20 protein-coding genes are annotated in these 23,618 nt (G+C 65.0%); 10 read left to right on the top strand and 10 right to left on the bottom strand.

What is annotated here, in order from left to right; all coding sequences use genetic code 11:
* Nucleotides 1-13 precede the first annotated feature (13 nt).
* From AC1MHZ_RS14320 to AC1MHZ_RS14295, 6 genes are all read left to right on the top strand, one after another.
* Complete coding sequence (locus tag AC1MHZ_RS14320) at nt 14-1,000, top strand: dipeptidase (protein WP_480460175.1); 987 nt, start codon at nt 14-16, stop codon at nt 998-1,000.
* A 54-nt stretch (nt 1,001-1,054) separates the two neighbouring features.
* Nucleotides 1,055-2,605: a BCCT family transporter gene (locus AC1MHZ_RS14315; RefSeq protein WP_324813010.1), complete on the top strand. Its 1,551-nt coding sequence runs from the start codon at nt 1,055-1,057 to the stop codon at nt 2,603-2,605.
* 26 nt (nt 2,606-2,631) lie between these two features.
* Nucleotides 2,632-4,326, top strand: coding sequence for a hypothetical protein (locus AC1MHZ_RS14310; RefSeq protein WP_482966529.1), 1,695 nt, complete (start codon nt 2,632-2,634; stop codon nt 4,324-4,326).
* Between the two features lie 2 nt (nt 4,327-4,328).
* The gene (locus tag AC1MHZ_RS14305; protein WP_084858901.1) at nt 4,329-5,021 is read left to right on the top strand and encodes a DUF3726 domain-containing protein; all 693 of its coding nucleotides are present in this window, start codon (nt 4,329-4,331) and stop codon (nt 5,019-5,021) included.
* Nucleotides 5,022-5,051: 30 nt separating this feature from the next.
* Nucleotides 5,052-5,423, top strand: coding sequence for a RidA family protein (locus AC1MHZ_RS14300; RefSeq protein WP_084858902.1), 372 nt, complete (start codon nt 5,052-5,054; stop codon nt 5,421-5,423).
* A gap of 258 nt (nt 5,424-5,681) precedes the next feature.
* The gene (locus AC1MHZ_RS14295) at nt 5,682-7,598 is read left to right on the top strand and encodes a tyrosine-protein phosphatase (protein ID WP_084858903.1); all 1,917 of its coding nucleotides are present in this window, start codon (nt 5,682-5,684) and stop codon (nt 7,596-7,598) included.
* 33 nt (nt 7,599-7,631) lie between these two features.
* On the opposite strand, the gene AC1MHZ_RS14290 is transcribed toward AC1MHZ_RS14295, so the two are convergent.
* Entirely contained in the window at nt 7,632-8,606 is a 975-nt protein-coding gene (locus tag AC1MHZ_RS14290) for an AraC family transcriptional regulator (RefSeq protein ID WP_324813022.1), read from the bottom strand.
* 433 nt (nt 8,607-9,039) lie between these two features.
* Here AC1MHZ_RS14290 and nhaA point away from each other — a divergent pair, with 433 nt between their 5' ends.
* Together nhaA and AC1MHZ_RS14280 are read left to right on the top strand one after the other, a co-directional pair.
* Nucleotides 9,040-10,242, top strand: coding sequence for a Na+/H+ antiporter NhaA (nhaA, locus tag AC1MHZ_RS14285; RefSeq protein ID WP_482966528.1), 1,203 nt, complete (start codon nt 9,040-9,042; stop codon nt 10,240-10,242).
* A 253-nt stretch (nt 10,243-10,495) separates the two neighbouring features.
* Nucleotides 10,496-11,617, top strand: a complete 1,122-nt coding sequence (locus tag AC1MHZ_RS14280; RefSeq protein WP_482966527.1) for a mechanosensitive ion channel family protein — start codon at nt 10,496-10,498, stop codon at nt 11,615-11,617.
* Here AC1MHZ_RS14280 and AC1MHZ_RS14275 read toward each other — a convergent pair whose 3' ends face one another.
* Entirely contained in the window at nt 11,618-12,061 is a 444-nt protein-coding gene (locus AC1MHZ_RS14275) for a nuclear transport factor 2 family protein (protein ID WP_482966526.1), read from the bottom strand.
* 245 nt (nt 12,062-12,306) lie between these two features.
* On the opposite strand from AC1MHZ_RS14275, the gene AC1MHZ_RS14270 reads away from it, so the two are divergent.
* Together AC1MHZ_RS14270 and AC1MHZ_RS14265 are read left to right on the top strand one after the other, a co-directional pair.
* Nucleotides 12,307-14,427: a TonB-dependent receptor gene (locus AC1MHZ_RS14270; RefSeq protein WP_482966525.1), complete on the top strand. Its 2,121-nt coding sequence runs from the start codon at nt 12,307-12,309 to the stop codon at nt 14,425-14,427.
* Between the two features lie 143 nt (nt 14,428-14,570).
* The gene (locus AC1MHZ_RS14265; protein WP_084858908.1) at nt 14,571-15,218 is read left to right on the top strand and encodes a YceH family protein; all 648 of its coding nucleotides are present in this window, start codon (nt 14,571-14,573) and stop codon (nt 15,216-15,218) included.
* A 1-nt stretch (nt 15,219) separates the two neighbouring features.
* On the opposite strand, the gene AC1MHZ_RS14260 is transcribed toward AC1MHZ_RS14265, so the two are convergent.
* From AC1MHZ_RS14260 to AC1MHZ_RS14225, 8 genes are all read right to left on the bottom strand, one after another.
* Entirely contained in the window at nt 15,220-15,411 is a 192-nt protein-coding gene (locus tag AC1MHZ_RS14260) for a hypothetical protein (protein ID WP_482966524.1), read from the bottom strand.
* A gap of 139 nt (nt 15,412-15,550) precedes the next feature.
* Entirely contained in the window at nt 15,551-17,113 is a 1,563-nt protein-coding gene (gene ahpF / locus AC1MHZ_RS14255; RefSeq protein ID WP_084859141.1) for an alkyl hydroperoxide reductase subunit F, read from the bottom strand.
* 125 nt (nt 17,114-17,238) lie between these two features.
* Nucleotides 17,239-17,802, bottom strand: a complete 564-nt coding sequence (gene ahpC / locus AC1MHZ_RS14250) for an alkyl hydroperoxide reductase subunit C (RefSeq protein ID WP_043211767.1) — start codon at nt 17,800-17,802, stop codon at nt 17,239-17,241.
* A gap of 366 nt (nt 17,803-18,168) precedes the next feature.
* A complete protein-coding gene (gene gorA, locus AC1MHZ_RS14245) occupies nt 18,169-19,524 on the bottom strand; it encodes a glutathione-disulfide reductase (protein ID WP_084859142.1) in 1,356 nt (451 codons plus the stop codon).
* 99 nt (nt 19,525-19,623) lie between these two features.
* A complete protein-coding gene (galU, locus tag AC1MHZ_RS14240) occupies nt 19,624-20,463 on the bottom strand; it encodes a UTP--glucose-1-phosphate uridylyltransferase GalU (protein WP_084859143.1) in 840 nt (279 codons plus the stop codon).
* Between the two features lie 48 nt (nt 20,464-20,511).
* Nucleotides 20,512-21,873, bottom strand: a complete 1,362-nt coding sequence (locus AC1MHZ_RS14235; protein ID WP_482966523.1) for a UDP-glucose dehydrogenase family protein — start codon at nt 21,871-21,873, stop codon at nt 20,512-20,514.
* A gap of 87 nt (nt 21,874-21,960) precedes the next feature.
* Nucleotides 21,961-22,875, bottom strand: coding sequence for a c-type cytochrome (locus tag AC1MHZ_RS14230; protein ID WP_482966522.1), 915 nt, complete (start codon nt 22,873-22,875; stop codon nt 21,961-21,963).
* A complete protein-coding gene (locus AC1MHZ_RS14225; protein WP_084859146.1) occupies nt 22,872-23,522 on the bottom strand; it encodes a c-type cytochrome in 651 nt (216 codons plus the stop codon). The genes AC1MHZ_RS14230 and AC1MHZ_RS14225 overlap by 4 nt, the downstream gene beginning before the upstream one ends.
* Between the last annotated feature and the right edge of the window lie 96 nt (nt 23,523-23,618).

Raw genomic sequence — 23,618 nt, 5'->3', positions numbered from 1 at the left:
AGGAATACCCGCCATGCACGACCTCTTGATGATCGACGGCCTGCAGTATTCCAACTGGAGCCCGGAGATATTCCAGCAGATGCAGGCCGGTGGCCTGAGCGCGGTACACGCCACCATCGCTTACCACGAGAACGCCCGCGAGACCCTGTCGCGCCTGGGCGAGTGGAACCGCCGTTTCGAAACCTGGCCCGAGCTGATCCGCCCGGTGCGCACGGCCAGCGACATCCGCCTGGCCCAGGAGGAAGGCCGGGTGGGGATCTTCTTCGGTTTCCAGAACTGCTCACCCATCGAGGACGACATCGCCCTGGTGGAGGTCTTCCGCCAGCTGGGCGTGTTCGTCATGCAGCTCACCTACAACAACCAGAGCCTGCTGGCCAGCGGCTGCTACGAGCGTGAAGACAACGGCATCAGCCGCTTCGGCCGCCAGGTGATCGCCGAGATGAACCGGGTCGGCATGCTGATCGACATGTCCCACAGTGCCGAGCGCAGCACCCTGGAGGCCATCGAACTGTCCAGCCGGCCGGTGATCATTTCTCACGCCAACCCGTCGAGCTTCCATGCCGCCAAACGCAACAAGTCCGACGCGGTGCTGCGTGCCATCGCCGAATCCGGCGGGCTGCTGGGCTTCAGCACCTACCCGTTCCACCTCAAGGGCGCTTCGGAGTGCTCCCTGGAGAGCTTCTGCGACATGGTCGCGCGTACCGCCGACCTGATGGGCGTCGAGCACATCGGCATCGGCACCGACCTGTGCCAGGGACAGCCGCTGTCGGTGCTCGAATGGATGCGTAACGGCCGCTGGAGCAAGGAGAAAGACTACGGCGAAGGCTCCAAGGACAACGCCAACTGGCCAGCGCCGTTGCAATGGTTCCGCGACAGCCGCGACTTCCCCAACATCGCCCAGGGCTTGCGCGCCCGTGGCTTTGCCGAGGAAGACGTGCGCAGGATCATGGGGCTGAACTGGTTGCGCCTGCTGGAAACTGCCACCACAGCGCAGGCCTGAGCCCCCCGCACGGACAGCCTTACAAAAACAACAATCACAGGTTCCGGAGGCTAAATGAAAAACCCAACCACCCTGCCGGCTGACGACCAGACCCTGCGCCTGCCGCTGTCGCGGGACATCGACTGGCCGCTGTTTCTGATCAGCGGCGGTTTCCTCGGCGCATTCCTGTTGGCGGCCCTGATCGACATCGATGTGGTGTCGGCCCTGGTCAACACGCTGTTCGCCTGGTCGACCAAGGCCTTTGGCCTGTACTGGCAGGTGTTGATGCTGGCGACCTTCGTGGTCAGTCTGGCCATTGGCTTTTCCAAGTGCGGGCGCGTACGCCTGGGCGGCGTGACCCAACGCCCGGATATCAGCACCTTCAACTGGATCGCGGTGATCATGTGCGCACTGCTGGCCGGTGGCGGCGCCTTCTGGGCCGCCGCCGAACCGCTGATGCATTTCGCCAGCCCACCCCCGCTGTTCCCAGGCTTGCAGCCTCACAGCGAAGCGGCGGCCACCGCGGCCTTGGCGCAGTCGTTCGTACACTGGGGCTTTCTGGCCTGGGCGGTGCTCGGCAGCCTGCTGGCGATCGTGCTGATGCACCTGCATTACGACAAGGGCCTGCCGCTGGCACCGCGCACCCTGCTCTACCCGCTGTTCGGCGAGCGGGCACTCAAGGGCCCTATCGGCACCCTGGCCGATGCCGCCTCGATCGTCGCCGTGGTGGCCGGCACCATCGGCCCTATCGGCTTTCTAGGCCTGCAGATCAGCAGCGCACTGCATGCCGTCTGGGGCGTGCCCAACGGCATCGTCACCCAGTCGGTCACCATCATCCTGGTCACGCTGATGTACACCGTCTCGTGCCTGGTGGGGCTCAAGGGCATCCGCTTCGTCAGCGAGATCAACGTGTGGCTGATGCTTGGCCTTGCCGTGTTCATGGTGGTGTTCGGCCCGACGCTGTTCATCCTCGGCGGCTTCCCGGCAGCGTTCGCCCTGCACATCGAGCACTTCATCCCAATGACGATGTTCCGCGCCGACCCTAAGTGGCTGGACTGGTGGACAGTGTTCTACTGGGGCTGGTTCATCGGCTACGCGCCCATGGTGGCGCTGTACGTCGCGCGCATCTCGCGGGGCCGCACCATTCGCGAGATCATCATGACGTTGTCGGTCATCGCCCCGCTGGTGACCATGTTCTGGTTCACCGTGGTCGGCGGCGCGGGCATCGGCCTGGAACTGCAGACCCCAGGTATCGTCACTGCCCACGGCTCACAGCCTGAAGACCTGCTGCTGGGCGTGACCCAGAACCTGCCGCTCGGTGGCCTGGTCAGCGCGCTGTTCCTGTTCCTGAGCTTCATCTCGGTGGCCACCAATGGCGATGCCATGGCGTTCACCGTGGCGCTGGCGATGTCCAGCACCGACAAACCGAAGAAGTGGCTGTGCGGCTTCTGGGCCATCGGCATGGGCCTGGCGGCAGTGGTGCTGATCACCATCGGCGCGGGCGGTGTGACGGCCCTGCAGTCCTTCATTGTCATCACCGCGGTGCCGGTGTCGCTGGTGATCCTGCCAGCGCTGTGGGATGCGGTACGCATCGCCCGGCACATGGCTCGCGAACAAGGCATCTGAACATGAGGCATCCAGGTACAACGACAATGTCCAACACCGTGCTTGCAACGCCCACGCTGCGCCCCGCCAGCCAGGTCATGGACCTGGCCCGGCTGGGCAGCCACTTCCAGAGCCCGCTGAGCTTCGTGCGCAGCAGCATGCGGCGGATGATGAACCAGCGCTGGCAGGTCCAACGCAGCCGCTTCGATCTCGACGGTGAGGGCTTCGGCACCGCCATCTATCGTATCGACACACCGAACGCCCACTACCATTGCGTGCTGTTCTCGGCCTACTTGCCGCCGGAGAAACGCAGCGACCGGGTGATCGCCGACCAGTGGGACGTGACCTTCGTGCTGGTGGCCGGGGATGTGGACGAGGCGCAACTGGCCGACCTTGCACGCAACGTACCGCTGCAGGAGGCCGGACGCTTCGATGCCCGGGTGCTGGTGCTGTCGCGGGCCAACCGCAGCCTGCGCAACTTCGACCGCTTCCTGACGGCGCTGGCCGAAGGCAGCCAGCCGGACCCGCGCCAGCTGGCGGAGGTCGGCTACCTCTACCGCACCACCGCCGTCTACGGCAACGGCAAGTTCGGCATCGCCGATTTTGCCTGCTTGCAAGGCAACCCGGACTTCGAACAGCCATTCGCGGCGCAGATGTTCACCGTGTACCTGCTGCGCCATTTCAGCATCGAGCAGATCGAGCACATGGCCCGGGCGCTCGACCCGCAACGGGCGGTGAAGCTGGCCCCGGCGCTGCAACGCTACCTGGGCGTCGGCAACGCCACAGGGCTTGGCATGGCGCCTTTTCTGGTCAACCACCCGCAACTGGTGGAACGTTGGGTCAGCGTGCGCGAAACCGCACTGGCCCAGGTGCTGTCGCAAGCGGCCGAGCCCGCCCACCTGGCGCGCCTGCATACGCTGCTGCAGCGCGCCCACCAGCACCTTGCCCAGACTTTGACCGAAGACCCGCGCCAGCATGGGCAAAACCAGTGCACCCTGGCCGAGCTTGCTGTGCTGGCCGAGTGGCTCGAACGCCAACCGGCAAGCGCCGACCTCTGGCCTCGTCTGCTGGCATGGAGCGAGGCCCACGGGGGCCTGGGTTGCCAGGAGCTGTTGGTCAGCCTGCTGCTGGAGCTGTACCCCGAACAAGTCACCCCTCTGGCCGACCAGATGGGCGTGGTCGAAGGCTGGCGCCTGGATGCGCAGATGCCCCTGACGCAGTTGCGGGCACTGATCGAGCAGCAGTACGGCTGGGCCCTGGCCTATGACTTCAGCGACGTGGAGGCCGAACACTTCTTCTGGTATCGCTCGGCTGAAAAAGAAGAGCCTCGCCTCGGCATGCGCGCCGAGGAGCCGGGAGCCGAGAAGGAGATGCAACTGGGTATCGCGCGCAATCTCCAGCGCTGCCACGCCGCCGTGCTCGAGCACCTGCGCACCCAGCCCCAGGCGCTGACCGCGCACTTCCTGATCGCCCAGCCGGCGTTCAAGGGCACGGTGCGCCGCCTGCAAGGCATGGCGCAGTCCCGTTATGGCGAGATACGCGCCAACCTGCTGGCCCATGACATGCTGCCGATCCACCTGCTGCGCTGCAAGCTGGCGTTCTTCGGTGCCGGCAAGTTCGACCCCAAGTCCAGCCGATGGGTCCGCATCACGCTGTTCCAGGGCGCGCCGCTGGTCAGCGAGATCGGCCAACCGTTCGCGGACGACTGGAACTTCGCAGTCATGCCGCAAGGAGGCCTGTGACCATGCGTGTATCGCTCAATGAAATCCAGGTGATGTGCCGCAAGGCCTTCGAAGGCATGGGCTTTGCCGCGGGCGATTGCGAGGATGCCGCCGACCTGGTCGGCTGGCTGCACCTGCAAGGCCTCGATGGCCTCGGCACCGTGGCCAAAGCCCTGGACTACCTGCAACGGGAAGCCGACCGCCCCTACGCCTTGCGCTACGAAGACAGCACCGTGCTGGTGGTCGACGCCCAGGGCCAGAGCGTGCTGCGCTGTGCCGCGACCACGGTGGAGCTGGCGCTGGGCAAGGCCTTGCGCACTGGCCAGGCGCTGTTGCGCATCCACCAGTGCCACAACCGCCTGTTGCTGCTCGGCTACTTGAGCCGGGCCGCGGAGCTGGGGCTCGACGTGCAGGCCCGCTGGGGCGATGCCCGCCAACGACACGTGGCGACTTTCGCCGCCGGTGGCGTCCGTCCTGAGCTGCACAACGATGAACAGGTCGCCTCCACCACGCCCGAACAGTGCATCACGGTGCTGTTCAACCGGCCTGCCCGGCACACCGGGCCCGTAGCCGTTCCCCTGGCCCTGCCCACGGACGGCTTCACCGTCAGCGAGCAAACCTGGCAGCGGCTCAAGCAGCTGGCCGAGCACATCCTGGTCGAAAGCACCGAAGCCTCGCGCCGACATGGCGCCGGCGGCGGCAGCGATGCCGACTGACCCGCGTCCACTTTTTCAGGAACCGTCCCCATGAAATACGCCATCAAGACCGACCTGTTCGCCTCAAAGGCCCCGCTGGAATGGGCGGTCGTCGGCAACGGCACGCTCTATACCGCACAGATCCCCATCGATGCCCAGGGTCAGGTGGTCGCCGGCGGCATCGAAGCACAGACCCGCCAGACCCTGGACAACCTGCGCCACACCCTGGACGCCGCAGGCAGCTCGCTGGACGCCGTGACCCAAGTGCTGATCTACGTCACCGACCGCAGCTACCTGGCCACGGTCAACAGCCTGTACGGGCAGTATTTCCAGGCGCCCTACCCTAACCGCGCCGCCGTCGTGGTGGCCGGTTTGGCGCGCGAGGAAATGCTGGTGGAGCTGGTGGTGTACGCCTGCCTGTAATCGCGCGCTCCCTATCGCGGGGCAAGCTCGCTCCCACCGATTGCGCCGCTCTCAAGACTTGTGAAATCACTATGTGAGCGAGCTTGTCCCGTGATAGGGCCCCAAAAACACCCCACGAACCGGGTCTGGAGAGACAAATCACGCACCCTGCGGACCGATCGCGCACTCATCGTTGCCATCAGCGATCAAGGTGCTAACACCGGTCGACGATCACGCTAATAGTTGCTGGCCTAATCACACAACAACGAGGCTAGCTCCGTGTACCCACGTGTCCTTTGCTCCCTGTCCCTGTTGACCCTCGCCATTTCCGCCGCCCATGGCGCCGAGCCGCTCGATACCCCGCGCCTGGTGGGCATGGACAACTTCCGTGACATCGCCGGCACCACCACTGCCTACAGCACCGCTCATGACGGCACCCTGCGCGCAGGGGTGTTCTACCGCTCCAACGCCGTGACCCCGACCGCCTCGGACCTGGCTGCCCTGGCCCCTCTGGGCATCGGCACGGTGTTCGACCTGCGGACCCCCAGCGAGATCGCCGCCACCCCCGACACCCTGCCGGCCGGTGCGGCCTACCGGAACATCGACATCATCGGCAACAATACCTCCGGGGCCAACATCACCGACATGGTGTTCCGCAGCGCCGCCGAAGCCGAAGCGATGATGAAGGAAACCAACCGTGCCTTCGTCTACGATGCCGGCATGCGCAGCCAGTACACCGTGCTGTTCAACGAGCTGGCCCGCACCGAGGACGCGGCGCTGTTCCATTGCACCGCCGGCAAGGACCGCACCGGCTGGACCGCTGCGCTGCTGCAGAGCATCGCCGGTGTCGACGACGCCACCATCATGCAGGACTACCTGGCCACCAACGCCTACACCGCCGAGCGCATGGCGGCGATCCTCGATTCGCTGCCGCCGAACCTGGCCGAGATCTATGGGCCGTTGATCGGCGTGGAGGCCAGCTACCTGCAGGCAGGGCTGGACGAGGTGAAGGCACGCTACGGCAGCATGGACAACTACCTCAAGCAAGGCCTGGGGTTGTCCCAGGAAACCCTCTACGTGCTGCGTGGCAAGATGGTCCGATTCAACAGCCTGCCCGGCCAGGCTGGCCTGCAAGGCAACGCCGCGGCAGGCGCGCGGCTGTTGCAGGGCCTACAGGACAGCCGCCTGTCGGGCACTTACAGCGCCTACAACTACTACCTGCAATCGGCCATCGATGCCGGCAGCCTGGGCGGCGTCGAGGCCACCGTCGGTGGCCAGGTGCATGCCGACGCTGCCAGCTACCTGCTGCGCCAGGGCACGATGATCGAACAGGCCAGCGCGCCCTTCGCCAGCGGCACGGACCTCAAGGTCGGCCAGACGCGGTTGTGGAGCACAGCCCTGGCCAGCTACCTGGGCACCGACGGCTCGTCCCACGCACGCAGCAGCAACGAGCACAGCCAAGGCCTGATGATCGGCCTGACCCAGCGCTTTTCCGAACAGCTCAGCGCCCATGCAGGCTTCGGCTACAGCCGCGGCAACATCGGCGGTGCCGGCGGCGAGGCGGACACCGACCTGACCTTCCTCAGCGCAGGCGCACGCTTCGCGCCGGATAGCCTTGAGCAAGGGCTGTTCATCGAGGCCGATGCCCATGCCGGCTGGTTCGACTACCAGAGCAAACGCGACCTGGGTAACGGCCTGGGCCAGGCCAAGGGCGACAGCCATGGCAACCTGGCCGGGGCCGGCTTGGCGCTGGGCTATCGGATGCAGGCGGGCACCCTGACGCTGGAGCCAAGCCTAGGCGTGCGCGTCAGCCAGGTGGACCGTTCGGGCTTCACCGAAAAAGGCAGCGAGCTGGCGCTGGAGGTGGACAGCCTCCAGGAAACCCGGCGCAGCGCGGTAGCCAACCTCCAGGCCAGCCTGGCGCCGGTAGAGCTGAGCGGTGGTTGGCAGCTGGTGCCGGGGTTCACGCTGGGGTACGAGCATGTGCTGGGCGATCATCAGGTCGACAGCGAAGGCCACCTGCTGGGGCTGGATATCGAACAGCGCGCGGCGTACGACAACCGCGACCTGTTCACTGCCGGGGTCAATGCGATGGCCTCCCTCGGAGCGTTCAGCGTGGGGGCTGAAGTGGCGGCTGGCGGTGGCGGTGACAGCCATGGGGTGAGCGGTAGCCTGAAGGCCAGCTACGCGTTCTGACGGTTTGGGGCTGCGTAGCAGCCCCCCAACGGCCTAACCTCTGCGCCGAACCTGCGCAGGGCTCACGCCATAGGCCTGCTGGAAATACTGCGCGAACCGCCCCGCATTGCTGAAGCCATGACGCAACGCCACCTGAGACACCGAAACAGGCTCCCCATGCACCAATGACTCGTAGGCCTGCTCCAAGCGCACTTGCCGCTGGTAATCCACGATCGAACATCCCAGGAACCTGCGAAACCCCTGCTGCAACGCACGCAAGCTGACGTTGGCGAGGGCCGCCAAGTCCGTCCCGCTGGTCGCGCTCGATGGGTGGGCACGGATCCAGTCCATGGCCAGCTTCACGTGCCGTGGCGCGATCTGCGGCACGGGCCGGCGCAAGGCTTGGCTATGGTTGTGCGGCCAGGCCTCGAGCACCGCGTCGACCAGCATTTCCTGCAAACGCACCGGCATCAGCGCACCGGCATGGATCAGCTGGTCGAACTCGTTGCCGGTGGCCAGCTCGAGCAAGGCGCGAATGCCATGACAGGCAGCAACCTCCAGCGACACCACCGGCTCGAAGCGGATCGGCTGCAACACCGGCTTGCCCAGTAATGTCGCCAAGCGCTCGGTGATCAGGCTTCGGCGGATCGACATGCCGCATTGGGCATGGCCGTCGCTCAAGCGCAAGGTACGCAACGACCTTTTCTCGATGGCCAGGCCCATGCCAGGCAGCCCGACGGTTTCGCCCTGATGGCCGAAGACCACCTTGCCCGCGCTGGGCAACACGAAAGTGATCTCGTCCTGCGGGTCGGTGAAGGTTACGCAACAATCGCCCTGGTAGTGCATGCGGCGAAAGCTGACGCCCTCATGACGACCGTAGACGCCACCGATGAGCAGGTCGTCCGACAGCACCAGCGAATCGGCGTAGAGGTTGTCGAACATGCGCGAGAACAGTGCACCGAACGCCTCGCTGCGCATGTCCCGGGAGCGGAGAATGATCTGTTTGCGGAGCGTGCCGGTACTCACCATCAAGGCCACCTTCTTGTTGTTGGACGCAAAAACGCCAGGACCTTACCAAGGGCGCATGACAGCGGCATGACCCCTGCGGCGCCCCACCCGCATAGTAATGGCAACATTTTGATGCAAACTTCGCAGGCGGATCGCCACCTACCTCCGTAGAATTGCTGCCTGGCGTGTGCTGCGTGCGCCCGGGAGCCTTCCCGAATACGGAGAACATTCATTTGTTTTCCGAGAGTCAGTCCATGTTGCATGCAGCCTCCACACATTCCTGGCATTTGCTGTTCCGCTTTTATGCGGTCGGCACGGCCATGCGCCACACCCTTCCCTTCTTCTCGCCTTTCGCTGCAGTGGTCCGGACCATCCGGCGCCATCGTTTCGCTGTGTCCACGCTCCGACGCACCGCTGCTTTTGCGCAGGCGACGCCATGAACGAGGACTCCTTGATGAATGCTCCCCTTCCCACCCTCACCTCGCTATCGGTGCTGCGCCGCTTGCTGGCCAGCGAAGCCGCAGGCGGCGTGTTGTTGATGTTCACCGCAGCCCTGGCCATCGTGATCGCCAACAGCCCCTGGGCCGAGGCCTACCAACACCTGCTGCACCTGCCCGTGGGGCCGACGCTCAGCGACAAGCTCGGGCCGATGACCGTGCACCTGTGGATCAACGACGGCCTGATGGCGGTGTTCTTCCTGCTGGTGGGCCTAGAGATCAAGCGTGAGCTGGTCGATGGCCGGCTCGCCACCTGGGAACAACGGCGCCTGCCGGCCTTGCCGGCACTGATGGGCATGGCCCTGCCGGCGCTGATCTACCTGGCGTTTTCGCGCAACGAACCGGGGCTTGCCGGTGGCTGGGCGATCCCTGCCGCCACTGACATCGCCTTCGCCGTCGGCGCCCTGGCGCTGCTGGGGCGGCATGCGCCGCTGTCGTTGAAGGTGATGCTGGTCTCGGTGGCAATCATCGACGACATGGGCGCAGTGGCGATCATCGCATTGTTCTACACCTCGTCGATCAACCTGGTGGCCCTGGCGGCGGCGGCCGGGATCGTCGTTGTCCTGCTGGCGTTCAACCGCCTGCGCGTGGTGTCGCTGTGGCCCTACCTGCTGGGCATCGTCGCGCTGTGGTACGTGACCCTGCTCTCCGGCGTGCATGCCACCATCGCCGGCGTGGTCGGCGCGCTGCTGATTCCCTACAGCGCCGGGCCCGGCAAAGGTGACGACGCCAGCCCGTTGCTCAAGCTTGAGCATGGCCTGGCACCTTGGGTCGGTTTCCTGATCGTGCCGGCCTTCGGCTTCGCCAATGCCGGTGTGTCCTTCAGCCACCTGAGCTGGAGCGACGTACTCGCCCCGCTGCCGCTGAGCATCGCCCTGGGTCTGCTGTTGGGCAAGCAACTGGGGGTGTTCGCCGGGGTGCTGCTGGCGGTCAAGACGGGTCTGGCGGCCAAACCGCGCGGTGCCAGCTGGCTGCAGATCTATGGCGTGGCCATGCTCTGCGGCATTGGCTTCACCATGAGCCTGTTCATTGGCGAACTGGCCTTCCCGGGGCAGCCGGAGCGTATCGACGAAGCGAAGATCGGCATCCTCCTCGGCTCGCTGCTGTCGGCACTGATCGCCTGCGCCATCCTGCGCTTTGCGCCCAAGCCCGAAGCCTAGCGGGCCCCGTGTCCCCATCTCCGGCAAGCCGGCTCCCACAGGTTCGGCGGTGTCTACGACCGCAGCGCAATACACGTGGGAGCCGGCCTGGCAGCGATCGAGGCGGCACGAACAGCGCCAGGTTGTCGGCCCGCACAGCCCATGATCGACGCTCGACCATTCGTCGAGCTTCCCACCCACCCAGCCCAACCCCCGCAGCCCACGCCCTTCTAACGACCATGTGCGCATCACCGCCTCGGAGGGGCAATCGACAATGAACGAACGCTTGCTGGACCCGCTGACGAACTCGACCATCTTTGGCATCTCTGTCCTTAACTGGTTGCTGGCCCTGGGAGTCAGCCTGGTCACCTTCCTGGTCGCCCGCTGGGCCATCAGCTTCGTCAAGCGCACGGTGCAGGGCTGGTCCGCCCATGATGGTCACTTCGCCCAGGTGCTGGCCAAGGTGCTCGAAGGCACCAGCAATGTCCTGTTGTTCCTCGCCGCCCTGCTCATCGGCCTGAGCGTGCTGGACCTGCCGGAGCGCTGGCTGGACCGGGTCGGCAGCCTATGGTTCGTGGTGGCTGCGTTGCAGATAGGCCTGTGGGCCAACCGCGCCATCGCCCTTGGCCTGTCCCGCTATTTCGCCCGGCACAGCAGCGCCGGCCTCTACCAGGGCAGTGCCCTGGCCACGCTGTCCGCCTGGGGCGCCAGGGTGCTGCTCTGGTCGATGGTGCTGCTGGCCATGCTCTCCAACCTCGGGGTGAACATCACCGCCTTCGTCGCGAGCCTGGGCGTGGGCGGTATCGCCGTGGCGCTGGCGGTGCAGAACATTCTCGGCGACCTGTTCGCCTCGCTCTCCATCGCCGTGGACAAGCCGTTCGAAGTGGGCGACTTCATCGTCATCGGCCCGCTGGCCGGAACGGTGGAGCACATCGGGCTGAAGACCACACGCATCCGCAGCCTCGGCGGCGAGCAGATCGTCATGGCCAACGCCGGCATGATCAGCAGCACCATCCAGAACTACAAGCGCCTGCAGGAGCGGCGCATCGTCTTCGAGTTCGGCCTTTCCTACGACACCCCCACCGAAGCGGTGAAGAAGGCGCCGGGCATCGTCGCGCAAGTGATCCAGAAGCAGGACAAGGTGCGCTTCGACCGTGCCCACCTGCGCGGTTTCGGCAAGGAGTCGCTGGAGTTCGAATGCGTCTACATCGTGCTCGACCCGGGGTACAACCTGTACATGGATATCCAGCAGGCGATCAACTTCCAGCTGCTGGAACAGTTCGCCGGCATCGGCGCGAAATTCGCCGTGCCGGCGCGGGCGATCAAGGTGACCTCGCTGCCGGAAGCCTCGAACCAGGTGGGCCGCGACCAGGGTGGCCACAAGGCCAGGGAGTGATCAACCGCCCCCTGGACGAGCCACTTCGAAGTGACCGCGGAACACCGTTTCGACAATACGCCATTGCCCTTCCACCCGTTGGTAGCGGTCTTGGTAGAACCCGCCCAACTGGCGGGTCGCCCCGGTCTCGCCGTCGCGGTTCTGGTAATGCAGGGCCCAACGGGCCCTGGCGTTGTCGGCGTCCTGGAAGTCGATCTCCGGGTTGGCGGCGTGGTGCAGGTCGATCACCCTGGGCACGCAGGCCAACTCGCGGAACAACGCCAGGAACGGTTCCCGGTCACGGAAGAGGCCCAGCGGCCCATAGTCGATCAGCACCTCGCCCGTGGCGAAGCAGTCGCGGATGGTCGTCACGTCCTTCAGGTCGCAGGCGTTCAGGTAGCGATGCTTGAGCTGGCGGATAGCCTCCAGGGCTTCCAGGCGGTCGATGCGTTGTTCCAGGTCCACTGCGTTCACCTTCCTTGACGGGTGATTGTAGACCCGACCCTACTCCCTCCAAAAACCACCCCGCACCCTCCATTCGGACTAGGCGCTCAGCGTGCCTGTCCCGCACGGACTTGACTGTTCAAGACACCGTTTTGCTTGTGCCCGCCATTGCCCAGGTATTCGTTCGAATGTTCATCTTTACACTTGATTTACATTTGTGAATCGATAGTATTCGCACCCAATAAAAACAACGCGAGTGATTCTCAATGGCAAAAAAGTACGTCGCCCCAGCATCCCTGTCGATGCTGGGCCTGCTGGCAGTGCCTGTTGTTCACGCTGAAACCCAGGACACGCTGGCCCTGCCGGCGACTTCGGTGAACGGTGCCTACGAGCAGCAGAGCTACAAGGCCACCGAAAGCAAGAGCGCGCTGAAGATCGACGCGCCCCTGCGCGATATCCCCCAGACCGTCAATGTCGTCCCTGAAAGCGTGATCAAGGACCAGGGTGCCCAGTCCATGGAGGACGTACTCAAGAACGTACCTGGCGTCGGCCTGTCCAACGGCGACGGCCAGCGCGACCAGGTCACCATCCGTGGCTTCAACGCCATTGGCGACATGTACATCGATGGCGTGCGCGACGACGCCCTGTATTTCCGCGACCTGTCCAACATCGAGCGCGTCGAGGTCATCAAAGGCCCGGCAGCCGTGCTCTATGGCCGTGGCTCGTCCGGCGGCCTGATCAACAGCGTCAGCAAGAAGCCAGGCTTCGCGCCCAAGCACGAAGTGGGCATGACCCTGGACACCGAGGGCAAGCGCCGCACCCAGTTCGACACCGGCTGGGCCGACCCGCAAGGCAACCAGGCCTACCGCCTGACCGGCGCCTTCGAAGACAGCGACACCTTCCGCGACGATGGCTACATCGACCGCAAGGCCATCGCCCCGTCGGCCTACTTCCGCCTCTCCGACGACCTGGAGCTGAACCTCGGCGCCACCTACCTGTACGACAAGCGCCTGATCGACTTCGGCATCCCGGCCTTGGGCAACCGCCCGGTGGACGTCGACCGTGACAAGCGCTTCGGCTCCGGCGATGCGGACCAGGACTATGCCCGCAGCGAGGTGTTCTCGTTCACCGCGAGCCTGGACTACCGCATCAACGACGATTTCACGCTGACCAATACCAGCCGCTACTACCACTACGACCTGGACCGTAACAACACCCTGGCCGACAGCAGCCCTACCCGCTTCGTCACCGCGCCGAACGGCGAACTGCTGGTCAAGCTCAACCGCGGCAACGTGGCCCGCGACGAGTACGGCGTGTTCAACCAGACCGAACTCAAGCAGCAAGCACAACTGGCCGGCATGCAGCACAACCTGCTCTATGGTGTGGAAGTGGGCTACCAGGACAAGTACCAGCGGGTGTTCAACCAGAACAACGTGACCCACGTTCCGGTCTATCGCGATGCCTTGGTACCGGTACCGGAACATGCGGCCAACCTGTCGTCCAAAGGCACCAACTATCAGCAGACCGCGGGCTTCTATGTGCAGGACCTGATCGAGCTGAACGACCAATGGAAAGCCCTGCTCGGCGTGCGCTACGACATCTTCGGCCAGGAATACGACGACATCCGCGCAGCCGACGTCGATCTGGATCGCACCGACAAAACCTGGAGCCCACGTGTCGGCCTGGTGTACCAGCCGGACCAGATCCAGTCGTATTACGTCTCCGTCAGCCGCAGCTACCAGCCTTCGGGCGAAATGTTCGCGGTCAACGCAGGCAACGCCGACCTGGAACCTGAAAAAACCACCAACTACGAGCTGGGCGCCAAGTGGGACCTGCTCGACAGCAAGCTGTCGGTGACCGCGGCGATCTTCCGCCTGGAACGCACCAACATGCGTACCCCGGACCCGGTGACCCCTGGCCTGACCATCCTGGCCGGCGAGCAGCGCACCGACGGCTTCGAAGCCACCATCAGCGGCCAGCTCTCGGACAAGTGGCAGGTCTACGCCGGCTACGCCTTCCTGGATGCCGAGATCGTCAAGTCCAACGCCAAGACCAACGGCGTCTCCAACGAGGGCCAGACCCCGACGCTGACACCGCGCAACAGCGCGAACCTGTGGCTGGTGCGTACCCTCACCCCGCAATGGCGTGTGGCCGCCGGTGCCAACTACGTGGACGAGCGCTACACCGCCCTGGACAACCAGGTGGTGATGCCCGGCTACACCACCTTCGACGCCGCGCTGCTGTACAGCGAACAACACTGGGACATGGCGCTGCGCCTGAAGAACGCCTTCGACCGCGACTACTACGCCTCCGCCCACGGCTCGGTGGACCTGATCACCCCAGGTGCGCCGCGGACCCTGGAAGCGAGCGTGGCCTATCGCTTCTGATCGCCCCTCCCGCGCCGGCTAGCGCCGTGCGCGGGCTTTCCCCCCAATCGTGCGCCGCAACCGGCTGCCGAGACGGCAAGCTGATTGCCTAACGCAGCTGCATTACCTAGGCTAGGGGCCTTTCCTCGCCATGAGACAGGGCCATGTCAGAACACGAAACCGCAAGCGCAGGCCGCTTCAACAGCATCGAAATCCGTGTACTCGGCTCGCTGATCGAAAAACAGGCCACCAACCCGGAAACCTACCCGCTGACACTCAACGCCCTGGTCCTGGCCTGCAACCAGAAAACCAGCCGTGAACCGGTGATGAACCTCTCGCCCGGCCAGGTCGGCCAGGCCTTGCGTACCCTGGAAGGCCAGGACATGACCCGCCTGCAGATGGGCAGCCGCGCCGACCGCTGGGAGCATCGGGTGGACAAGGCCCTGGAACTGGTGCCGGCGCAACTGGTGCTGATGGGGCTGATGTTCCTGCGCGGGCCACAGACACTCGGCGAATTGCTGACCCGCAGCAACCGCCTGCACGACTTCGACGATGTGGAACAGATCCAGCATCAGCTCGAGCGCCTGATCGCCCGTGGCCTGGCCTTGCACCTGCCACGCCAGGCCGGCCAGCGTGAAGACCGCTACACCCATGCCCTGGGCGACCCGGCGGACATCGAGGCGATCCTGGCCGCGCGCCAGCAAAGTGGCGGCGAGCGCAGCGCTGCCAGCAATGTGTCGCAAGAGCGGATCGAAGCCCTGGAGGCGCGGGTCGCTGCGCTGGAGGCACGCCTGGCCGAGCTCGAGGGCTGAGTCAGGGCTGTTCGGGGTCGGGGAAGTTGCGGCAGCTCTTGCGCTCGGCCAGCTCCCGGTCACTGGGGCGCTGGTCGACGAAGATGGTACGGCCGTCGGAATAGATTTCCAGGTAGCCCCAGTGCAGGTCCTGCTCCTGCTGCCCGGGCTTGGGCGGCACTAGCCACCAGGGTTCGCGGCTGATGAGGGTCATGGGCGTGGTCCGTCAGCGGGTCTGTCTAACACTATAGACAGATACGCCTCGAGGCCCTTTCGCGGGACAAGCCCGCTCCTACACCTCCTGTAGGAGCGGGCTTGTCCCGCGAAAGGGCCGCAAGGCGGCCCCAGGCTCCTCAAGCCGGCGCCGAGGTACGGATCAGGTGGTCGAAGGCAGCCAGGGAGGCCTTGGCGCCCTCGCCCACGGCGATGACGATCTGCTTGTACGGCACCGTGGTCACATCACCGGCGGCGAACACACCGGGGATATTGGTCTGGCCTTTGGCATCGACGATGATCTCGCCACGCGGCGACAGCTCGACGGTGCCCTTGAGCCAATCGGTGTTCGGCAGCAAGCCGATCTGCACGAAGATCCCCTCGAGCGCCACGTCATGCACCTGGTCGTTGCTGCGGTCCTTGTAGCGCAGGCCGGTGACCTTCTCGCCATCGCCCAGCACTTCGGTGGTCAAGGCGCTGGTGATGACCTTGACGTTCGCCAGGCTGTGCAGCTTGCGTTGCAGTACGGCGTCGGCACGCAGTTGGCTGTCGAATTCGATCAAGGTCACCTGGGCGACGATGCCTGCCAGGTCGATGGCCGCTTCCACGCCGGAGTTGCCACCACCGATCACCGCCACGCGCTTGCCCTTGAACAGCGGGCCGTCACAGTGCGGGCAGTAGGCCACGCCACGGGCGCGGTATTGCTGCTCGCCAGGCACGTTCATCTCGCGCCAGCGGGCGCCGGTGGCCAGGATCACGGTCTTGGCCTTGAGCGACGCACCACTGGCCAGGCGCACTTCGTGCAGGCCGCCGTCGGTGGCTGGAACCAGCGCTTCACCGCGCTGCAGGTTCATGATGTCCACGTCGTACTGCTTGACGTGCTCTTCCAGCGCCGTGGCCAGTTTCGGGCCTTCGGTTTCCTGCACCGAGATGAAGTTCTCGATCGCCAGGGTGTCGAGCACCTGGCCGCCGAAACGCTCGGCCGCGACACCGGTACGGATGCCTTTGCGCGCCGCGTAGATGGCCGCTGAGGCGCCTGCCGGGCCACCACCGACCACCAGCACGTCGAAGGCGTCCTTGGCGTTGATCTTCTCGGCCTGGCGGCTGCCGGCGTTGGTGTCGATCTTGCCGAGGATCTCCTCCAGGCCCATGCGGCCCTGGCCGAAGACTTCACCGTTCAGGTAGATGCTCGGTACCGCCATGACCTTGCGCGCCTCGACCTCATCCTGGAACAGCGCACCGTCGATGGCCACGTGGCGTACGTTGGGGTTGAGCACCGCCATCAGGTTCAGCGCCTGGACCACGTCCGGGCAGTTCTGGCACGACAGCGAAAAATAGGTTTCGAAGGTGAACTCGCCTTCCAAGGCCTGGATCTGCTCGATCACGTCGGTACTGGCCTTGGACGGATGGCCGCCGACCTGCAGCAGCGCCAGCACCAGGGAGGTGAATTCATGGCCCATGGGGATGCCGGCGAAGCGCAGGCTGATGTCGGCACCCGGGCGGTTGAGCGAGAACGAAGGGCGACGGGCGTCGCTGCCGTCCTCGCGCAGGGTGATGAGGTTCGACAGGCCGGCGATCTCCACCAACAGGTCGTGCAATTCGCGGGACTTCGCGCCGTCGTCGAGGGAAGCAACGATCTCGATCGGCTGGGTGACCCGCTCCAGGTAGGTTTTCAGTTGCGATTTAAGCGTGGCGTCCAACATACGGGCGATTCCTTTTTCAAAACTCGGATACAAAAACGCCCAGGCGAGATCGCCCGGGCGTTTGACGGGGCGGCAGCTACTTCAGCTTTGGCGGCTGGCTACCGCCCGCGATTGACGCATGGACCTCAGATCTTGCCGACCAGGTCCAGGGACGGCGCCAGGGTGGCCTCGCCTTCTTTCCACTTGGCCGGGCAGACTTCACCCGGGTGGGCGGCAACGTACTGGGCAGCCTTGACCTTGCGCAGCAGCTCGCTGGCATCGCGGCCTACGCCACCGTCGTTGATTTCGACGATCTTGATCTGGCCTTCAGGGTTGATCACGAAGGTACCGCGATCGGCCAGGCCGGCTTCTTCGATCAGCACGTCGAAGTTGCGGGCGATGACGTGGGTCGGGTCACCGATCAGCGGGTACTGGATCTTGCCGATGGTTTCCGAGGTGTCGTGCCAGGCCTTGTGGGTGAAGTGGGTGTCGGTGGACACACCGTAGATTTCCACGCCCAGCTTCTGGAACTCGGCGTAGTTGTCGGCCAGGTCACCCAGTTCGGTCGGGCAGACGAAGGTGAAGTCGGCTGGGTAGAAGAACACGACGGACCACTTGCCCTTCAGGTCGGCTTCGCTGACCTGGACGAACTCGCCCTTGTGGTAGGCGGTAGCGTTGAACGGTTTGACCTGGCTGTTGATGATTGGCATGAGAGACACTCCTTCATGGGGTTGAAATCAGTTGACGGAGAGAATCCTAACCAACGAGATCGATAAACGCTCATTGGCAAACCTCATGCTCGTGATTGGTTTTGGCTATAACCGAGGATAATTAATAGAAGGGATTGGGCTGAGCAAAGGATTGCGGGTATTCACGACGGGATGCGTCCTTGTGGGAGCGGGCTTGCCCCGCGATTGGCCCGGCCCTGCCATCGCGGCGGCATGGCAAGGGCTTCGCCCTTGATCGCGGGACAAGCCCGCTCCCACAGGGCTGCGCTAATCAATGGTTCTCCGCGTGACTGCGCAGCCCGAAGGGCTGGGTAATCTCCCTCAGGATCTGCTGGGAGCGGCCTTGCGTCAGCGCGTGGCCGTGCGCATGGTGACGAACTCTTCGGCCGCCGTCGGGTGCACGCCGATGGTCTCGTCGAACTGCTGCTTGGTGGCGCCGGCCTTGAGAGCGATACCCAGGCCCTGGATGATCTCCCCGGCATCCGGCCCGACCATGTGGCACCCCAGGACCTTGTCGGTGTCGGCATCGACCACCAGCTTCATCAGGGTCTTCTCCTGGATATCGGTCAGGGTGAGCTTCATCGCACGGAAGCGGCTCTCGAAGATCTGCACTTTGTGCCCGGCCTCCAGCGCCTGCTCTTCGGTCAGGCCCACGGTGCCGATCGGCGGCTGGCTGAACACCGCGGTGGGGATATTCTGGTAGTCGACCGGCCGGTAGTCCTCGGGCTTGAACAGACGGCGCGCCACGGCCATGCCTTCGGCCAGGGCCACCGGGGTGAGCTGGACGCGGCCGATCACGTCGCCGATGGCGATGATCGAAGGCTCGGTGGTCTGGTACTGCTCATCGACACGGATGAAACCGCGAGCATCGAGTTCGACGCCGGTATTCTCCAGCCCCAGGTTGTCCAGCATCGGACGGCGCCCGGTGGCGTAGAACACGCAGTCGGCGACCAGCTCGCGGCCATCCTTGAGGGTGGCCTTGAGGCTGCCGTCGTCCTGCTGGTCGATGCGCTGGATGTCGCTGTTGAACTGCAGGTTCAGGCCGCGCTTTTCCAGCTCTTCCTTGAGGTGGGTACGCACCGAGCCGTCGAAGCCGCGCAGGAACAGGTCGCCGCGATACAGCAGCGTGGTATCGGCGCCCAGGCCCTGGAAGATCCCGGCGAACTCCACGGCAATGTAGCCGCCGCCGACCACCAGCACGCGTCGCGGCAATGCCTTGAGGTAGAACGCTTCGTTGGAGGTGATGGCCAGCTCCTTGCCCGGGATGTCCGGTATTTGCGGCCAGCCGCCGGTGGCGATGAGGATATGCCGGGCGCTGTAGCGCTGGCCTTCGACCTCCACCTCATGGGCGCCGGTGATGCGCGCATGGCCCTGGAGCAGGGTCACACTGCTGTTGACCAGCAGGTTGCGGTAGATACCGTTGAGGCGCTCGATTTCACGGTTCTTGTTGGCGATCAGCGTGGCCCAGTCGAAGTGCCCCTCCTCGAGGGTCCAGCCGAAGCCTGCCGCCTGCTCGAGTTCATCGGCCACATGGGCACCGTACACCAGCAGCTTCTTGGGCACGCAACCGACGTTGACGCAGGTGCCCCCCAGGTAGCGGCTCTCGGCCACCGCCACCTTGGCGCCGAACCCCGCGGCGAAGCGCGCCGCACGCACACCGCCGGAACCGGCGCCAATCACGAACAGATCAAAATCGTAGGCCATGCATTCAGTCTCCTTGGCTGGCGCCCAGCATACCGCCGTTGCGCGCTGGGGACAAAAAAGCCACCCCGAGGGGTGGCTTTCGTACCAGCGCAGGACGGATCAGTACGCCTTGCCAGTCTTGTAGTAGTTCTCGAAGCAGAAGTTGGTCGCCTCGATGTAGCCTTCGGCGCCGCCGCAGTCGAAACGCTTGCCCTTGAACTTGTACGCCAGCACGCAGCCGTCCTGGGCCTGCTTCATCAGCGCGTCGGTGATCTGGATCTCGCCGCCCTTGCCTGGCTCGGTATTCTGGATGATGTCGAAGATATCCGGGGTCAGGATATAGCGGCCGATGATCGCCAGGTTCGAAGGGGCATCTTCGGGCTTGGGCTTCTCGACCATGTTGGTGACCCGGTAGATGTCATCGCGGATCATGTCGCCGGCGATCACACCGTACTTGTTGGTTTCCTGCGGGTCGACTTCCTGGATGGCGACGATCGAGCAACGGAACTGGTTGTACAGCTTGACCATCTGGGTGAGGATGCCGTCGCCTTCGGGGTTGACGCACAGGTCGTCCGCCAGCACCACGGCGAACGGCTCGTCGCCGATCAGCGGACGGCCGGTGAGGATGGCGTGGCCCAGGCCTTTCATCTCGGTCTGGCGGGTGTAGGAGAAGGAACACTCGTCCAGCAGACGGCGGATACCGACCAGGTATTTTTCCTTGTCGGTGCCCTTGATCTGGGTTTCCAGCTCGTAGCTGATGTCGAAGTGGTCTTCCAGGGCGCGCTTGCCGCGGCCAGTCACGATGGAGATCTCGCTCAGGCCGGCATCCAGGGCCTCCTCGACGCCATACTGGATCAGTGGCTTGTTGACCACCGGCAGCATTTCCTTGGGCATGGCTTTGGTAGCAGGCAGGAAGCGGGTGCCGTAGCCGGCTGCCGGGAACAAGCATTTCTTGATCATATACATCCTTAAACAAAGGCTGGGCCTGTGGAGTTCGGCGCAGTCTAATCAGGCGGCACTCACCTTACAATGCCCTACCCCTGGCCGACCGATGCCATGATAGAGATAACCCAGTGCCGATAGTTCCGATGGGTCATAAATATTGCGACCATCGAACAGCGCCGGCATGCGCATAAGGCCCCGTACGCGCAAGAAATCCGGTTGCCGAAACTGCTTCCATTCGGTCACCAACACCAGCGCATCGGCGCCTTCGACACAGGCATAGGGGTCCTGGGTCAGGCGCAACTGGGCGCTGGCCACCGCCTGCGGATAACGCGCGGCGACGCCGCCCAGGGCGGCCGGGTCGCAGGCCTGCACCCGCGCCCCGGCTGCCAGCAGGGCATCGAGCAAGACCAGGCTGGGCGCCTCGCGCAGGTCGTCGGTACCGGGCTTGAAAGCCAGCCCCCAGATCGCCACGTTGCGCCCGCGCAGGAAACCGCCGAAGTGCTGGCGCAGGGCTTCGAACAGCAAGGTCTTCTGCGTTTCGTTGCGCGCCTGTACGGCCTGGAGAATGGCCGGCTGGTAACCCTGCTGCTCGGCGCAATGGATCAACGCACGGACGTCCTTAGGGAAGCAGGAGCCACCGTAGCCACAACCGGCATAGATGAAATGGCTGCCGATACGCCGGTCGCTGCCGATACCCCGGCGCACCTGCTCGATATCCACGCCCAGGCGCGCGCAAAGCCCGGCCAGTTCATTGACGAAGGAGATGCGCGTGGCGAGGAAGGCGTTGGCCGCGTACTTGGTGAACTCGGCGGCGCGCGTGGACATCAGCAGCACCCGCTCGCGGTTGCGCACGAACGGCGCGTAGAGGCGCTGCAGGCACTGGCTGGCCGGCTCACTGTCGCTGCCGATGATGACCCGGTCGGGTCGCATGAAGTCGTCCACGGCGCTGCCTTCCTTGAGAAACTCAGGGTTGCTCGCCACGTCCACGGCATAGCGCACTCCCCGTTCGCGCAGGCCATTGGCGATATGCCGGGCAACGCGCTCGGCCGTGCCTACCGGCACGGTGGACTTGTTCACCACCAGGCACGCCCTGCCCAGGTGACGGCCAAGGCTGTCGGCCACGGCCAGCACGTGCTGCAGGTCAGCCGAGCCATCCTCCTGGCTCGGCGTGCCAACGGCGATGAACACCACCTCGGCACGTGCCAGGGCCTGGCCCCACTGGTCGCTGAAACTCAGCTGGCCGGTACCCAGGCCCGCCTGCAGCAACGCTTGCAACCCGGGCTCGTAGATCGGGCACTGCCCTTGGCACAACTGTGCAAGGCGCGCCTGGTCGCGCTCCAGGCACACCACACGGTTGCCCATTTCGGCGAAGCAGGCCGCCGTGACCAACCCCACATACCCCGCCCCGATCACACAGAGTTCCATGGCCGCACTCCCTTTCGAAGATTGCGGCCATTGCACCCCAGACGCCGTTGCAGGGCCGTGACAGCCCGGGGTCAAGGGTGTGACACGTCAGCTGCCGGTGCCCTGCCCAATCAACACGCCATCGACCTTCTGCCCGTACAGGTTGACGCCGTCGTTGGCGTGGTACTTCACCCGGGTCTTCTCGATCGAGCCGTCCACCAGGCGCGGGTCCTGGGGCCGTTCATGGCGGTTGATCCAGGCAGCCACGTCCCAAGCCTGCTGGTCGCTCAGGCTGCCGGCGCGCCCCAGGGGCATGTTGTGCTTGATGAACGAGGCCGCGGTGTTGATCCGGTGCATGCCGGCGCCCCAGTTGTAGGAATCCTTGCCCCACAACGGCGGCATCACGTACTCGCCGGCCACCTTCTGGCCTTCGCCCTGGTCACCGTGGCAGAGCGCGCACTGTTCGCGGTAGATCTGCTCGCCGCGCTTGAAGTCATAACCGGCGGCCGGCTGCGCCACCTCCGGGTAGCCGCGCCCTGGCGTCTCGACCCCCGTGGGCGCCTGGGTCGACAGCCAGTAGGCATAGACACTGAGCGCCGTCATCTGCGGGCTGTCGGCCGCCGGCGGTTTGCCGTTCATGCTGAACTGGAAGCACCCCTGGATACGCTCGGCGAAGGTGTTGACCTTGTCGTTCTTCTTGCGATACGCCGGGTACATCGGGTAGGCGCCCCACAACGGCGCGGAATGGGCCAGCCGCCCCTGGTCCAGGTGGCAGTTGCTGCAGTTCATGCCATTGCCCACCGCCTCGGGCATCAACCGGCGGGTGTCGACGAACAGGGCATGCCCCTGGCGCACCATCTGGCCGAAGGCATTGTCGGGCAGGTCGCTTTCGGCCGGTGGGCTGAACACCGGTGCAGCCTGGCTGCCGGGTACCTTGAGCTGGGATTGGTCTTCCATGGCGATCGGCGCCGCCTGGGCAGTGCCCAGGGCCAGGAGCAACAGGGCTGGGTAAACCGGCTTCATGGCTGGGCCTCCTGGCTGGTGGGCTGGGCGAAGAATGCGGCGATGGCCTTGACCTCGTCATCGGTCATGGCCTTGGCCACACCGACCATCAGCTGGTTGGGGTCGTTGCTGCGGCTGCCGTCGCGCCAGGCATTGAGTTGCGCCACCAGGTAGCTGGCCGGCTGCCCGGCCAGCGGCGGGAAGTGCTCACCGATGCCACCACCGCCCGGGCCGTGGCACTGCACGCAGCCCGGTATCTGGCGGCTCCAGTCGCCATACAGGGCCAGGCGCGACACCGAGTCCTTGGCGATCTGCTGGCGGCGCAGGGTTGGCGCGGGGTCGGCAGGCAGGCTGGCGAGGTAGGCGCTGACGGCTTTGATTTCGTCCTCGTCCAGGGCCTTGGCGAGCGGCTCCATGACGGCCTGCTTGCGGCTGCCATCGCGAAAATCGACCAGTTGCTTGCTCAAGTAGCCGGCCGGCAGGCCAGCCAGGCGGGGGAAGCCGGCGGCAGCGATGCCTTTGCCGTCCGGGCCGTGGCAGCCCAGGCAAGCCATGGCGGCGGGGTTCTGCCCACCCTGGGTGAAGATCTTCTGGCCATCGACGGCATGCGCCGTGGGCCAGGCCAGGATCAGCAGGCTGCCGATCACGACGCGACTCAACGGTTTCATCAGGGACGCTCCATTTTCCTTGTTATAAGCTTAGGCTTATTCGGTATAAGCCCAGAAAGAGTAGGCCTATCCCTGGTGGGGAACAACGCCCACCGG

Source organism: Pseudomonas sp. FA-1, assembly GCF_056856075.1.
Note: the sequence above shows the minus strand (reverse complement) of the source record. Positions and strands in the feature narration are given on the sequence as shown.